General features: G+C 52.5%; 14 protein-coding genes and 1 tRNA gene. 7 read left to right on the top strand and 8 right to left on the bottom strand.

Going from position 1 to position 15,149, the window contains the following annotated elements; genetic code table 11:
* The first annotated feature begins 73 nt into the window (after positions 1 to 73).
* From L1S32_RS09085 to purF, 3 genes are read left to right on the top strand one after another with little or no spacing between them, the layout of a single operon-like run.
* Entirely contained in the window at positions 74 to 301 is a 228-nt protein-coding gene (locus L1S32_RS09085) for an LSM domain-containing protein (RefSeq protein WP_165077105.1), read from the top strand.
* Positions 302 to 326: 25 nt separating this feature from the next.
* Positions 327 to 509, top strand: coding sequence for a 50S ribosomal protein L37e (locus L1S32_RS09080; RefSeq protein ID WP_278154726.1), 183 nt, complete (start codon positions 327 to 329; stop codon positions 507 to 509).
* Positions 510 to 524: 15 nt separating this feature from the next.
* Positions 525 to 1,949, top strand: a complete 1,425-nt coding sequence (purF, locus tag L1S32_RS09075) for an amidophosphoribosyltransferase (protein WP_278154724.1) — start codon at positions 525 to 527, stop codon at positions 1,947 to 1,949.
* 194 nt (positions 1,950 to 2,143) lie between these two features.
* Here the strand turns inward: purF and L1S32_RS09070 are convergent.
* Positions 2,144 to 2,218 (bottom strand) — tRNA-Met (locus tag L1S32_RS09070).
* Positions 2,219 to 2,369: 151 nt separating this feature from the next.
* On the opposite strand from L1S32_RS09070, the gene L1S32_RS09065 reads away from it, so the two are divergent.
* Positions 2,370 to 2,792, top strand: coding sequence for a thioredoxin family protein (locus L1S32_RS09065; protein WP_278154722.1), 423 nt, complete (start codon positions 2,370 to 2,372; stop codon positions 2,790 to 2,792).
* A 494-nt stretch (positions 2,793 to 3,286) separates the two neighbouring features.
* The gene (locus tag L1S32_RS09060; protein ID WP_278154721.1) at positions 3,287 to 3,475 is read left to right on the top strand and encodes a hypothetical protein; all 189 of its coding nucleotides are present in this window, start codon (positions 3,287 to 3,289) and stop codon (positions 3,473 to 3,475) included.
* A gap of 656 nt (positions 3,476 to 4,131) precedes the next feature.
* Here L1S32_RS09060 and L1S32_RS09055 read toward each other — a convergent pair.
* On the bottom strand, positions 4,132 to 4,341 hold the full coding sequence (locus L1S32_RS09055) for a hypothetical protein (RefSeq protein WP_278154719.1): 210 nt from the start codon (positions 4,339 to 4,341) through the stop codon (positions 4,132 to 4,134).
* A 47-nt stretch (positions 4,342 to 4,388) separates the two neighbouring features.
* On the opposite strand from L1S32_RS09055, the gene L1S32_RS09050 reads away from it, so the two are divergent.
* Positions 4,389 to 6,005 (top strand): IS1634 family transposase, encoded by a 1,617-nt coding sequence (locus tag L1S32_RS09050; protein ID WP_278154718.1) that lies wholly within the window; start codon positions 4,389 to 4,391, stop codon positions 6,003 to 6,005.
* Positions 6,006 to 6,214: 209 nt separating this feature from the next.
* Here L1S32_RS09050 and L1S32_RS09045 read toward each other — a convergent pair whose 3' ends face one another.
* From L1S32_RS09045 to L1S32_RS09035, 3 genes are all read right to left on the bottom strand, one after another.
* Complete coding sequence (locus L1S32_RS09045) at positions 6,215 to 6,829, bottom strand: flavin reductase family protein (protein ID WP_278154716.1); 615 nt, start codon at positions 6,827 to 6,829, stop codon at positions 6,215 to 6,217.
* A 386-nt stretch (positions 6,830 to 7,215) separates the two neighbouring features.
* The gene (locus L1S32_RS09040; protein ID WP_278154715.1) at positions 7,216 to 8,394 is read right to left on the bottom strand and encodes an ABC transporter substrate-binding protein; all 1,179 of its coding nucleotides are present in this window, start codon (positions 8,392 to 8,394) and stop codon (positions 7,216 to 7,218) included.
* Complete coding sequence (locus L1S32_RS09035; protein ID WP_278154714.1) at positions 8,391 to 10,313, bottom strand: Nramp family divalent metal transporter; 1,923 nt, start codon at positions 10,311 to 10,313, stop codon at positions 8,391 to 8,393. Before L1S32_RS09035 ends, L1S32_RS09040 begins: the two co-directional genes overlap by 4 nt.
* A 200-nt stretch (positions 10,314 to 10,513) precedes the next feature.
* On the opposite strand from L1S32_RS09035, the gene L1S32_RS09030 reads away from it, so the two are divergent.
* Complete coding sequence (locus L1S32_RS09030) at positions 10,514 to 11,971, top strand: PAS domain-containing protein (protein WP_278154712.1); 1,458 nt, start codon at positions 10,514 to 10,516, stop codon at positions 11,969 to 11,971.
* A gap of 26 nt (positions 11,972 to 11,997) precedes the next feature.
* Here L1S32_RS09030 and L1S32_RS09025 read toward each other — a convergent pair whose 3' ends face one another.
* From L1S32_RS09025 to L1S32_RS09015, 3 genes are all read right to left on the bottom strand, one after another.
* Entirely contained in the window at positions 11,998 to 13,065 is a 1,068-nt protein-coding gene (locus tag L1S32_RS09025) for an AI-2E family transporter (protein ID WP_278154711.1), read from the bottom strand.
* Positions 13,066 to 13,258: 193 nt separating this feature from the next.
* Complete coding sequence (locus L1S32_RS09020) at positions 13,259 to 13,861, bottom strand: hypothetical protein (protein WP_278154709.1); 603 nt, start codon at positions 13,859 to 13,861, stop codon at positions 13,259 to 13,261.
* Positions 13,842 to 15,122, bottom strand: coding sequence for an aldo/keto reductase (locus tag L1S32_RS09015; RefSeq protein ID WP_278154707.1), 1,281 nt, complete (start codon positions 15,120 to 15,122; stop codon positions 13,842 to 13,844). Before L1S32_RS09015 ends, L1S32_RS09020 begins: the two co-directional genes overlap by 20 nt.
* Positions 15,123 to 15,149 lie beyond the last annotated feature (27 nt).

The raw sequence follows: 15,149 nt of genomic DNA, 5'->3' as shown, positions 1-15,149 counted from the left end.
GGGTCGGTCGCTATATTTATGTATGTTACTGCCGCAATTATACTAATCCTCATCGATTAGAGCAGGGAGTCTAATGACCAGAAGACCATTGGAAATTTTAGATAAGGCCCTTAACCAGAAACCGGTCATCGTCAGTCTAAAGGGCGGCAGGGAGATCCGGGGTATTCTCCAGGGTTATGATGTTCATATGAACCTCGTCCTCGACAATGCAGAGGAAGATATTGATGGCGTGGCTGAGAAACGCGGCACTTTAATTGTCCGCGGAGACAATGTGATCTACATCTCTCCGTCCGTGGAATAACTATCATTCAGGTTGGTGACAAAAAATGAGTAAAGGCACGCCCTCAATGGGTAAACGGCAGAAAACAACGCATATTGTCTGCAGACGCTGTGGTAAAATTTCATACCACAAGCGCCATGGAGTCTGTGCGTCGTGCGGGTTTGGAAAGTCTCCCCGCCTGCGTAAGTATAACTGGACGAATAAGAATTCTAAACCCTCAACTCACTGATTTTTGGGATTTATTATGTGCGGAATTGTTGGCATCGTCGACGAAGGCGATGTCTCATTCCCCCTGTATTATGCGCTTTACGCCCTGCAGCACAGGGGGCAGGAGAGCGCAGGTATTGCAACGTTTGACGGCCAGACACTGTACAAAGCGAAGAGTCAGGGCCTTGTTGCGGAAGTGTTTGATAAGGAGATCCTCTGCGGTCTGCAGGGGGGAACTGGTCTCGGGCATGTCCGGTATCCGACTACAGGAGAGAAGATACCGGAGAACATCCAGCCGTTCACTTTCACCTTCCGGGGGCGGAAGGTGGCGCTGGCCCACAACGGAAATCTTGTCAATACCATCAGTCTCAGGGAGGAATATGAAAAACGCGGGCAGATTTTCTGCACGACAACCGATACCGAAGTAATCGGCAACATCATCGCCGATGAGTACCGGGTTTCAGAGGATGTCACAGAGGCCGTTGGCATGTGCATGCGGCGCCTCCAGGGTTCATACTCGGTGGTGATGATGTTTGACGATGAAATCTGGGCATTCCGCGACCCGCTGGGTATCCGTCCGCTGTGCATCGGAAGGACCGAAACCGGGCATGTGGTTGCTTCAGAGTCTGTCGCCATCGACGCCCTTGGCGGTTCGTTTATCCGGGACGTCCGTCCGGGTGAACTGATCTGTCTGAAAGGGGGTGGCATCGAGTCGCATCAGATTGCAGAGGCCTCTCACCGGGCGCACTGCATCTTTGAGTATGTCTACTTTGCCCGGCCGGACTCTGTTATTGACGGGCGCCTTGTCTATGATGTGCGGCGCCGCATTGGGCACTCCCTCTTTGAGGAGGCGCCGGTGGAGGCAGATCTTGTCTCCCCCGTCCCGGACTCCGGGATGGCCCATGCGGCAGGATATGCAGAGGCGTCCGGCATCCGCTACCGGGAGGGTTTGATTAAGAACCGGTATATGGGCAGGACCTTCATCATGCCCAATCAGAAAGACCGTGAGACGGCCGTCCGGATCAAACTGAATCCGGTCCGGGGCCACCTGAAGGACCGGTCCCTGGTCCTCATCGATGACTCCATCGTCCGCGGAACCACGTCACGGCGGCTGGTGAATATTGTCCGTGATGCCGGTGTGCGGGAAATACACATGCGTATCGGCTCCCCGGCAATCAAGGCCCCGTGTTACCTGGGTGTCGATATGCCTACGCGTGCCGAACTGATTGCAAGTGACCTTGAAAATGACGAAGTCTGTGCGTCCATCGGGGCGACATCACTGCACCACATCTCAATCACAGCGCTTATTCGTGCGATAGGGATACCCGAAGAGGATCTCTGTACAGGATGCCTGACAGGCAAATACCCGCTTCCTATCGGGAAGGAGCATTGCTGCACCCGTGAGATTACCTGTGTTGCGAAACACTATCAGGCGGGGCTGGAGTCATTCTCCGGCGAATGACCGGACTCTTTTTTTTCGAAGTTTTTCGGAACTTTCCCACGGTATTTTCCGGCTTATGGCTGCTGATATGGATTAGTATGGTGCAGGGATGTTTCCGTGAGGCGTCAATACTCCTGATTACTATCCGTTCCGGATGGAAGAGATTACAATAAAAAACGAAATGTCTGTTGTTAAAATGAATAAAATGCTTAAAATAGCGAGGGATGGATTTGAACCATCGGTCTACGGGTTATGAGCCCGTCGGGATTTCCTGACTACCCCACCTCGCTCCGCAGAGCTACACAATAAACTGTGTGTCATACTACTATGATTCACAACCTGATATATGTTGTCATCTGAAGGCGCCGGTTTTCCGGGTTTTTGGATGTGAACTATCCGCTTACAGCAGTGTTAAGTACATTCGGGCCTACCTGTATCCTTATGGGCAATGATAATCCTGATGAGGATGAACTCGTACGCCTGCGCGAACTACGCCTCAGAGAGATGGAGAAATTGATGCATTCCCCTGGCCGGTTTCCCGGTGCGGTGATGGAAGTGACAGATATGAATATCACTGACCTCATTCAGGCTCACCGGTATCTGGTGGTGGACTGCTGGGCGGAGTGGTGCGGTCCGTGTATGACGATAGCTCCGGTGATAGAGGAACTGGCAGGTGAGTTCGGGGGGGTAGTCATATTCGGGAAATGTGATGCAGACATGAATGCAGCGGTGATGCGAACCTATCGGATATCTGCCATTCCGACTCTGCTCTTCTTTGCAGACGGGTCGCTTGCCGGGCGCCTCACCGGTGCCTATCCCAAAGAATCGATACGTGCATCCCTGCTGAGGACCTTCGGGCTCTGAATACGATGTTGCCTGTCGAACCCCTTTGCGGGGGTGTCTTCCGGGGCGAAAGGTCTGTCGGCGGGATCTTTTATCTCCGGCCCTGCTGCAGGGCGTATGCTGCAAAAATGTCGGTATATTGATAAGGGGGTGGACTGCCATGATGGGCGGGTGCTGGTTTAGTTATATAGCTATCTGCGGCACCCCCTCACAAGTGCCATTTTTGGGACCTATTTCTGTGCGCGTTTGTGTGTCTGTCTCCTCTTTGGGGGGGTCTTGAAATAGGCTATTCTGGTGGAGTGCTGTTGGATCCGGAAAGGCTTGTCTATTTTTGATTATTTTGATATATTGCCTGTATGATGGCGGTATTTTTTACAAATATTGGGTGGATGGTGAATTGACTGGATATTCCTCGATATTTATCTGTTTTTTGGAATTTCCGTTCCATATCTCGGGTTGCCGAATCGGAAAGACTTATATGTCTGACACTGAGACTATCATTTTGTAGAGATATCATGGAGTTCATGAGAATTACCGGATTCGAGTGTCTGAAGCCAATGGGGGAGTATGATCTGGAAGAGCGTGATGAGCTCTTTTCGTACTCACTGTCTGACGTCTACTGCCTGGATTATGAGTCATCCTGGCATGTGGCTGGTCACGATGATATACGTGTCATGGTTTCAGAACGTGATGAAGCAGACTAAAAAGACGCAAATGTCAATCCTGAACGGAAAATAATACAGGATGACGCGCCCGGAAGGCATGAGGGAAACTCCGGGAACAATAGATATTCTTTTTTGCCCTGGTGGAGTGGATCTCCGGGATAAACCGTATTTGAGTTTATGGTGTGGGGGTATGTGCTCTCATTCTCTCCTACGGAGACGGGATGTTCTCTTCTCCTCTGCTTTTCAGTTTCGGCTGCTCCGATGGCATGTCGGCGGGTGCTTCATCAGACGCATTCTGGTATCCTTTCCGGGTTGATCTTTGTCAGATGGTACGTTTTTATCCGATGCTGTCGACAATCCCTCCCGGGATGCCCCCGAATACAGCACGTGTCCGCTGCAGAAACATCTCAGGCAAAGAAGAACGAATGCGATCCAGAAGTGGTGCCTGCGATCAATCACTGCATGACGTGCCAAAAAGAATGATGGTCCATCATCCGCTGAATACGTATCCATACTGGTCTTTGATCCTTCTGCAAACGGGGAGAAGAAGAGAATAACAGTGAGAGAGAGCAGCCTGAAGAAAGAAAAGACGGTTTGCTGTCCTGCCATACTGCCTTGCAGTGATGCCTGTCAGCCATACCATTCTGTATAAACACTACTGCGGCTTCTCAATCCGGGGACAGGACATACCTCGGCTATATGTCGTCGTCTTCATACGATTCTCTGTCATGTCCCGGTTCATCGTCATACGATGAATCTCCCGAAAACGGGATGTCAATAACAACAGAACCGTCTGCCAGCAGAACACCGGGACTTATGTATTCATCCGGGAAAATTTCTGCATCCTGAATGTCTCCCTCAGGTGTCTTAACCCCAGCATCCGCACTAAAATCCACAATTAACACAATTATCCACCGCAAGATCTATGTACGTATAAGCAAATATCTACAATATGCCCCTCATTGACGGATTTGATGACGAATCAATCCTTTCCGTCGGCCATCTCGGCATTGTTGCCGGAGCCTACGATTCTCTTGGGATCGCGAATATAATCGATACCGCAATACCAAAGACCCGGAACCATAATCTCACCCATTCTCAGGTCGTGAAAGCTATGGTACTCAATGGTCTGGGATTCATCGAACGCCGCCTTTATCTGTTTCCGGAATTCTTTGACGATATCGCCGTTGAACGGCTTCTTGGGGAGGGAATTACCCGGGAACAGATAAACGACGATGTGCTCGGGAGAACACTGGATGCCATTGCAGAGTATGGTCCAACTGAATTATTCAATGAAATCGTTGCAAACTGCCTTCTTCGGACAGAATTTGGCTCGCATTGCGTTCACGTTGATACCACTAACTTCAGTGTCACCGGTGAATATGAATCCGATTTCAACACTGAAGAAATCCAGATTACCTATGGCCACCCGAAGGATGGCCGCTGGGATCTCAAACGGTTTGTCCTGGGCATGGCATCAAATCAGCACGGGGTGCCCCTTTTTCTTCAGACCTTTTCCGGGAATGAATCAGATAAAGAGACGCTCAGAATCATTATTGAAAAACTCCAGAGCAATCTGAAATCAGAAGAGAAAGTCTACCATGTGGCTGACGCTGCATTTTATACTGAAAAGAATCTTCAGAGCTTAGGCCGGCATATGTTCTGGATCAGCCGTGTGCCGGTTACCATCAAAGACGTAAAAGAACTGATAAAATCAGATTTTCAGTTTACACCGTGCGTTGATGAACGCTATTCCTATAGTGAATATTTCAGTGAATATGCCGGGATCAGACAGAAATGGGTCATGTATCATTCTGAACCAATGCATGAACAGCAGAATAAAACGTTTCAAAAGAATCTGGTAAAAGATCTGGAGAGAGCGAAAACATCTCTCCGAAAAGTCTGTGCACAGGAATTCGCTTGTGAACCGGACGCACGTATTGCAGCAGAGAAGTGGTTAGACAAACATCCAGAGTATCTGTTCAGCGAACTCGAAATTCTTACGGTTCAACGGAAAGAAGAGAAGAAACGGGGCCGGCCGAAGGCCGGTGAACCATTGGTTCATTCGTATAAGATTACTGCAGATATTGAATACGATGACAGCGTAGTCGAGCAGGAACGCCAAAATCTCGGGCGTTTCGTTCTGGCAACGAATGATACAGGGATGTCTGCGGATGAGTTGCTGGCAAACTACAAAGGACAGGGATCCGTTGAACGGGGATTTCGATTCCTGAAGGACAAATCATTCCGCGTTGCAGAGGTCTTTTTAAAGAAACCATCGCGTATTCAGGCATTAGCGATGATCATGGTACTGTGCCTGTTCATCTACTCGATGACTGAATTCCGGCTGAGAAGGGAGCTGGGACAGTCTGGTGAAACCGTCACCAGCCAGACAAAGAAGCAGACACAGAGACCGACAATGAAGTGGACCTTTTTCCTGTTTAGGAGGGTGAGGGAGTTTTCATTCGTCGAGGGAGAACGGAGAATAAAGCGGATTACGAATCTGAATGATGAATTGAAAAAGATATTACGGTTATTGGGTGGCGAGTACGAAAAATACTATTGTTGAAAGGAGACATGCGGAAAGTGAGCTTAACTCTCACCCACATCTCTTTACCTCCGTTTTCACACCTGCAAAACAGATCTGCAGGGTTGTATAATCCTGCATTGTCAGTGGAACATAATAGATTTTTTTGGGTTATGCAGGATGGGAGGCACTTCGCTTGTGCCCCTTCCTCTGCTGTCCCCGATATCTCCTGTTTTGGTCTTTCCTCAGTTTCAGGTCTCCAGATTTCTGCCGATTTTACAGGCACGCCCGAGGTATTTGCCTACCTCCCAGTATGCATTGTCCGGCATTGTCAGGAGGAGGGGCTTTATTTCAGCGACATCCGGCTTTCCGCTGGTGAAGCAGTTCTCATCGCCATATGCCCCTTTTATTTCACCAATGAAGAGGTAATTTGTCGGAAGATCAATTGTCTCGGTAAGCAGACATTCAAGTGTTATCGGGCAGTTTTTGATCATGGGTGCATTCTTCAGATCACCGTAGAAAATGTCAAATAACCGGGATTTATCCTTATCTCTGCCGGAAACCAGGCCACAATAGTCTGTCTCTTCAATGAGATCGGTACCGGGGAAATTTACCGAGAACGCCTTGTGCATGAGGATACCGTCTGCCGATGCGTTCGATTTTTTTATTCCGATGGCAATCATGGGGGGACTCACGTTTACCCGTGTCACCCATCCAACCGTCAGAAAGTTGGGGCGGTTGTTCAGGCGGGTCCCGACAATGGTGACCGGCATCGGGCAGATGAATACATTCCTGCCGATTGGAATTTTCGTTGTCTCAGAAGATGCCTTTCCATTGGTTTTTGTGGTCATTTTTTGTGCTATCATCGTCTCTCTCCTGATGATCTCCCCGCACGACGGCCTTCCAAGCCCCCCGGTGGGCCTGCCAGGCGTGGATAAGCGTTGAATCGTGTTGCTTTTATTTATAGATATGTCAGGCTGCACATTATCTGAAAGGAATTTACAATTAAGGCTCGTATGTTCGTCAAAATGAGAAAAATTATTTATTACTGCTTCCACACTGTCTGCTGTTTGGAATACTTCTCAATATACAAATGAATCGATAATCTGCGTTATTTTTATGGAGATCCATGGGTTTTGATACACCACCCGGTGTCTGTCGCATCTGACCCTTTCCGGTACAGGGTGCAGCACACTGTTCCTCTGTGGACGCACCTGTTCATCCGCGTGTGATCCGGGATTGAGCGGCCTGGTCAGTGTGCCGGGGCTTCACTCGTGGTTCCGGTTTGTGTGATCTCCTTCCAGGAGACGCGTTTCCAGACACCGTTTTCTATCCGCATCACATCAAAGGCGGGGGGTATATCGCCGTTCTCCTCGAACACCTTCGGGCCGCAGACACCCAGGTGCCGGATCTTCCCGAATGCATCGCGGATGCCGTCTGCCGAGTATCCGCCATACCGGATGGCCTCTGCCACAATCATCACGGTATCGTAGGAATAGGGGGCCATCCAGTTGACTGTGCTGTCTTTGGCCCGCACCTGGTATTCATGGATGAATGTCGGGTCACGGACTTCGCTTGACTGCATTGTGGCGATGAACCCTTCTGCATAGGAGCCGACATGGGAATAGAGTTCGGTGGTCACAATGCCGTCTGACCCGACCCAGGCAACGTCAAGACCCTGTGCCTCGGCCTCTTTCAGGATATTCTCCGCCTCTGTGACATGTGCGATGAGGGCAATGCCATTTGTTTCAGAGGCATGGATGGCTGCGATTTCATTGGAAAATGTGCGTTGCCCCTCCTCAAAGGGGATCACCTGCTGCACGTGAAATCCTCCGTCATCCTGTGCTGTCACAAATGACTCCGCGAGGCCGGAGCCGTAGGCATTGTCGATATAGAGGACAGTAACATTATTCGCCTCTGGGTGGAATATCCGGAAGATCCGGGCCATGCCCCTCCCCTGATAGATATCTGATGAGATGGTGCGGAAAACATATGGTCCGTATTCACTCAGGACTGGTGTGGTTGCCGCCTGCGAGATGAGGACGATATGTTTCTCTTCTGCGACCTCTGCACATGCCAGGGCTCCGGAGCTTGTGATGTCACCGATGACCACGGGTATCCCTTCCTCTGCGCATTCCTCCATAAGGGATGCCGCCCGGTTCGGGTATCCCCAGGTGTTCTTGTAGACTGCCCTTACCTTTTTGCCGCCGATGCCGCCTTTGCTGTTTATCTCATCGACTGCCATGTCCACACCGGTCTTCACGTCCATGCCATACTCCGCAAGGCCTCCCGAGAGCGGCACCATGATGCCGATGTTGATCGTTTCATTCTCCCCGTAATCAGGCGTATGCAATACCGCACTGAAGATGAGGAAACAACAGATGAAACCTGCGAAGATGTAGGGCAGATATTCAAGGAGTGTTTTGTTCATCGTTCTCCCTCCCGGTCGGGTGCCGGTTTATTCTCATCTTTTTCGCTGGTATTCCCCTCAAACCGGGTGGCAAGGGAATACCCTTTCATCCGGACGATATAGATGAAGAGCATTATTCCGAGGGTCATGGCAAAGACCATCGGAAGCAGGGTGACCCGGACGATTGTCAGGAATTCAGCGAAGGTGGCGATGTCTGAGAAGAGTGGCACAAAGATGAAGAAGTGTATCACTTCGACAAGGGCGACGAGGATGAATCCGCGGAGATAGGTGATGTCCCCACGGAACATTCGTGCGAAACATCCCGCCACAATGCCTGCCACAATGGTTGCCACCGCACAGGCAAGGGCGGTCTTCTCCATGCCGGGGATCTGGTAGCGGTATACGGCACCGATAATACCCGCACATGCCCCGATAACGGGGCCTCCTACGATGCCTGCGAGAATCGGGCCGAGGTCACGGAAGTTGATGATGATACCCTCATACACAATCCCGCGGAAGGTGCCGTAGATGGAGAGCGCCCCGAAGATGAGGACTGTCCATAAACGGTCGATCCAGGTAGGATGCCCTTGGATGACATCCCGGAAGAGGGTGGTGCCTGCGAAGACAAAGATCACAAAGGCGACGACGATCATGCGTTCTGCAAGCGGCAGGCCGAACATGATGATGCCCTCTTCCATAAAGAGGGCCATTAAAAGAAAGATGAGACTGCCGATGGTCATGACGGCGGTCCAGAGACGGTTTGGCCTCTCAGGCTCCCTGATCTCCATATTGAGCCAGATGAGAATGAACCCCATCACCGCAAAGAAGACGGACGCAATGGCCGAGACCCCGTGGACCAGTGCCATTGGCTCTCCGATGATGACACCACTCACGATGATGGCAGTGAAGAGTAGGAGAATGAGGCGGAAGGTGGTCTTCTCTCCCCATTTTACTGCATATCCGGTGTGCAGAATCCCGGAGATGGCCCGTGCCCGGCCGTCCATCCCGGTCAGCACCGCACCGAACATGATCAGATACCCTGTCGCAAGGAAGATCTGGGGGCCGTACGGGATGGAGGCGATAACATAGAGCACCTGGGAGAAGAGTGCATCGACGCTCAAGGTCTCGCCATGGGCCAGATAGGAGATGGAAAATCCGGTGACGCCAAGGGACATGAAGAGTATGGTGATGATGCCCACAAAGAGGAAGGCGATGATGAGGTCAAGATTGACTCCCACGATAGCCTTCCGGTAGAATCCCGGCCCCTTTTCATCACCGGTCTTTTCTTTGAGCCATATAGAGTATAAGAGGAGATTCAGGGACGAACCGACCGCGCCCATGAGGGCCATGATCGAGAGCAGGGATTTGGGCGGGATATTCGGAACCATTCCCGGCAGCATTGCTGTTAAGGAGATGGGGAACTGCGTGAGGGAGAAGGCGATGCCGAGGAAGAGCAGAAGAGCAATCAGAATTATGGTGTGCTCCAGCTGTTCATAGGACTCTTTCCAGAGCAGGATGAGGATGGCTGAAAGAGAGATGAAGATGATCATCTCAATCGAGTTGATGCCCGGCACAAGGTAATCCATGAAGATGGCGCCTAAAATCAGCATGCCCCCAAAGGCGAACATCTCGAGGAGATAGATGACCATCACAAGTATGCCCCCCCAGTTCTTCGGGCCGGGAATGGAGAGGATTCCTTCAAAGATCGTCTTCCCGGTGATCATCGTGTACCGGGCGATACCGTTTACGAATGCAAATTTATAGACGAGGGTAATAGCGATGGCCCAGATGAGCGCGTAGCTGAAATGGGCACCTATCTCCACTGCTTCTGCGATGCCGCTCTCGCCTGCGGCCGCGACTGCCAGCAGAAGTCCGGGCCCGAGAAACCGGAAGTAATCGGGAAGATGCTTTTTTATTGTGTGAAGGTAATTTCCGGGCATCGCTGTTTCTCTTTGTAATCGTGAGTAATTTCTTTTACACCGGGTACTTAAGTGTGTGGAAACCACTATGGGGCGGTGGCAGGATGAAGATCCTTTTTTAGTCTGTCAGCATAGTATTGATTATTGTGTATGCAGGTCCGTTGAGTCCTCATTTTGGGAGTTCATCTGTGCCTGCCTGCTCTAAAGAGAGGTGATCACGTTTGTCTGCACGAAAGGATATGCCGCTTCCGGGCGGTTGGCATGGATGCTGTGAGAATGCACCGCATGCCATGCTCATTGCAGATGCAGGCGGGGAAATCGTCTGGGCCAACAGAGCGGCAGCCCGGATTCTCGGACGTGAATCTCAGGATGAATTGTCCCGCAAACCGGTCATGTCGGTTCTCTCCCCTGTCAGGACAGTCAGCTGGGATGACCTCTCTCTCCAGACCCGGAAGGCCGGAACAGTCACCTGTTCTGCTCTTCCTTCCGGCCTTGTGAATGGAGGCCCCGCCCTCGATGTCATGGTTTCCCGTACGGCAGAGGGTGGTAAGGAGTGGTATTGCATCCATCTTACGCCTGCTTCCGGAAAACGGATCCCACCCCGTTCGGCACGGCATGATGAGGAACGGCTCAACCTTGCCCTCCAGTGTGCTGACCTTGGTGCCTGGGACCTGAATCTGCGTTCCGGTGAGATGGCAGTGGACGGGCGCTGGGCAAAGATGATCGGCTATCGGGCGGATGAGCTGATGCCCTTCACGGCAGAGCAGTACATGCAATTTGTACACCCGGATGAGCGGGACGGGTATCTCAGCCTCTACTCCGGCTGGAGTAAAGGCAAAAATCCATCCGGCTCCTATAAAATGCGCCTGCACCATAAGAATGGCACCTGGGTCTGGATCCGGTCGCACTGGCAGGTATTCTGGAGTCCGGAAAAGGATCCGGAACTGCGTGTTGTGGGTGTCCACCAGGATGTCACCGACAGGGTGAAGAAAGATGAGGCGATACGCGAAGCACAGAGGAAGATTGCGATGCTCTCGTCAGTTACCCGGCATGACATTCTGAATCAGGTGACAGTTATCCGGATGCTCTATGACATCATGGAGATGACAGGCGAAATCTCTCCCGAGTCTGATACATGGGAGCAGCTCTCAAAAATAAATGATGCGGCGCTTGCCATTGAACGGCAGATCGTCTTCACCCGTGACTATGAGGACCTTGGGTCACAGCCGCCTGCCTGGCAGCATATCGGGGAGCTGACAGACCGGATGGCTGCCCTGCCTGCATTCTCCGCACTTACGGTCACCTGCACCTGCCGCACCCTGTACGTCTATGCCGACCCGATGCTGGAGCGTGTGATGCATGAACTCTTCACGAACGCTGTGCAGCACGGTGGTGACGTGACGTCCCTCACCGTATCCTGCAGCATAAAACCGGACGGCACTGCTGTCATCGATATTGCAGATGACGGCACCGGCATCCCGGACGACCTGAAAGAGAAGATCTTCTCACGGGGGATAGGAATGAAAACCCGCTATGGTCTGTATCTTTCCCGGGAGATACTCTCAGTCACCGGCATTGCTATCCGGGAGACCGGTACCGGGGAGGGAGGTGCAGTCTTCTCCCTTTCGGTGCCGCAGGAAAACTGGAAGATTCCGCAGAATCACTCTCTTCTCTCCTGAAAACAGGGAAACCCGGAATCCTTTTTTTAGACAATGCCGTCATCTGTCTCATCGTCGCTCATCAGGACGGCAAGCCAGCGAGTGCGGTCGTCTCCGGCAAGCAGGGTCCGCATGATGACGGTCAGAGGAATTGCGAGGAACATACCGACGATGCCTAATACCGCCGTCCAGATCAACAAGGCGATGGCAACGGCAAGCGGGGTGAGCCGCATGTCATTTGCTGCAATCTTTGCAAAGACGACGTTTTCGATGACGAAGTTGAGGATGGCAATCCCTGCGAGGACGATGAGGACGCCGCCCCAGCCGAACTTCAGCCAGGCAAGGATGACAGCAGGCACACAGGCGATGAAGAGGCCGATATAGGGGATATAACTGAGGATGATGGTGAGCACCCCCCAGAGAATGGCGAGATCGACGCCGATGATATACAGGAATGCCCCGATGGATCCGCCGAGGACGACATTGGTCTTTGTCCGCACGACCATCACATCATATGTGTTGCGGATGAGAGTGGGCAGGTTGCGGCTGACACTGCTCTTTGGACCGAATGAGCGGTTGAGTTTCTCCTGCAGGGTCGGCAGTTCGAGCAGGATGAAGGCGGTGACGACGAGAACAAAGAATCCGTTGACGACCACCCCGGACACATCACCTGCGATTGTCATTGCCGGCTCGATGAGGTTCTCCAGTTTGAAAGTGTCTGATCCAATGATGTCGTATATGGAAAACCCGTATGTTCCGAGGAATGCGTTAAGCCCTGCAAGGTTTGCGTTCAGCTCTTCCTGGTACTGCGGCAGTTCCCCGGCAAAGACCATGAGTGAGACGATGGTGAGCACAAAGAGGGCGATGCCGATCAACAGGTACAGCAGGGTGATAATGCCGGTGCCTGCCCAGGTCGGCACCTTGTTCTCTCCCAGCCATAAGAGGAGCGGGGCTGCGAGAAACGCCATTACAAGCCCGAGCAGGATGACGGAGAAGAGATCGGTAAATAATGTGATTCCGAAGAGAACCACAAAGATTGCGGCACAGGCGACGAGTGATCGCAGGGGCCCTATCGGTGATTCCTTGTATTCCTGAATGTTCTGTGTCCGGGGCATATTAGTTACTGTTGTCAGGAGAGGGGTGATATTTGTTTGTATTTTCAAATTATTTGTCTGGCTAATTTCTTTTCATATTGTGATACAAAATGTGCTAAATGTGAATCAGGGCGGAAAATGGGTCGTTCTGTGAATCTGAATGAATGAAACCGCTGAATCTGCCCTTCCCTTAACCGTTCTCTGAAAAAATGAATTATACGGGGAGGAGCTTCTGGTCAACGCCGAGATGGTCCATCCAGTTCCGGAGATCAATCTCATTGATCTCTTCTTTGCAGGTCGTATAGAGGTATGCTGCCTGTTCGGGTGTGCCACGGTCGCCCGGCATCAGGATAAAGGGGATGAGGAGTTCAAGAGGTGCGGCAAAGAAGCGCTTGCCGTTCACCATGATCTTCAGGCGCTTGAGGTAGGCATACTGGTCGCTCTGCAGAGGATTTGCCCGGATGTGCACATTGGGGAAGAACTCCTCGTTGCGTGCAATGCGGACGCCTGCACCGGAGCGGAACAACCGGTACCATGCCAACCCGTCTCCCGGACTCATCACGGAGAACCCGGCTTCAAAGAGGCCTTCTATCATGGAGTAGAAGCGGTCCAGACAGATCAGGGGGAGGGTAAACTCCACCTCCTCACACGGGCCGGTATGGCCGAAGAGGGATGCGGCATAGCCGCTGGTGATCGTATAGCCGCTGTAGTTCCATATCTCATCTGCGAGCGACTCAACAAACCGGTCGGTATCTGTCGGTATCTTGCCGTCCACGGTCACGGTCCTGCCGTTCCATTCAATCTGTAATTCCTGCATTGTCTGTCTCACGTCCCTTGTGTGCCCGGTGCGCCAGAATGCGTGTTGCCATCCCGGCGGCATGGGAGATGATGAATCTCTTCGCCCCCCACAGCGGACCTTCATAGATCTGCTGCATCTCACTGAGGGCATCGATGATGGGGATCTGCTGCGGACAGTGTGTCATACACCTCCCGCAGGCCCGGCAGAGCCCGGCATTTCCGGGAGCATCCCCGAGCGCCCCTCCGAGGCGGACCGCATACTCTGTTTTTGCGCCCCGCCTCTCTTCCCTCAGAGAGTGGTTGTTCCAGAGATTAAAACACTCCGGGATATTCACGCCGAACGGGCAGGGCATACAATAGCCGCATCCGGTGCAGGGAACCCGCATTGCCCGCCGCCAGGCATCCCGTGCCCCCGCTATCATCGCCGCCTCATCCGGGGTGAGAGAACCGGGTAGGGTCTCCCGGGCGGTCTGCAGGTTCTCCCTCAGATGTGCCTCGTCATTCATGCCGGAGAGGACGACGGTCACCTCCGGGTGGTTCATCACCCACCGCAGGGCATGGGCGGCCGGGCTTCGCTGCACCGTAGCAGCGTCATAGGACTCCTGTGCCGCAGGCGGGACGGCGTTTGCAAGCATCCCGCCTCTCAGGGGCTCCATCACCATCACGGCCAGGTCGTTTTTGGCGGCATACCGGAGTCCGGCTGTCCCTGCCTGATGCTCTTCGTCCAGAATATTATACTGGATCTGGCAGAAGGTCCAGTCCCGGGCGTCCACGATCTCACGGAAGGTCTCCGGGTCGCCGTGAAAGGAGAAACCGGCATTTTTTATCTGACCGTCCGCCTCTGCTCTGTCAAGGAAGTCCATCACGCCGAGGCCGAGCAGTCTGTCCCAGTTCTCCCGGTTCAGGCTGTGCAGCAGATAATAGTCAATGGAGCCGGTCTGCAGACGGGAGCACTGGGCGTTGAGGGTCGCATCCATATCAGCACGGCGGTGTGTTGTCCACGGCGGCAGTTTGGTTGCGACCTTTACCTGCTTTCGGTATTTCCCGGCGAGCACCCGGCCGACGAATGCCTCTGAGGCACCCATGTGGTAGGGCACGGCAGTGTCAATATAGTTCACCCCGGCATCGAATGCCATATGGATGAGGGCGGTGGCCCGCTCCTCATCAATGGCACGTCCTTTCATAGGAAGACGCATCGCCCCGAATCCCAGTATCGAGAGCTGGTCTCCCGTCCTGGGGACGGTGCGGTATTGCATGCGGGGATGCTCCTCGGCTTCCATACGAAATGGTCTGCGGTGAAGGGATAA

The organism is Methanogenium sp. S4BF, from assembly GCF_029633965.1.
Lineage (GTDB): Archaea > Halobacteriota > Methanomicrobia > Methanomicrobiales > Methanomicrobiaceae > Methanogenium.
Note: the sequence above shows the minus strand (reverse complement) of the source record. Positions and strands in the feature narration are given on the sequence as shown.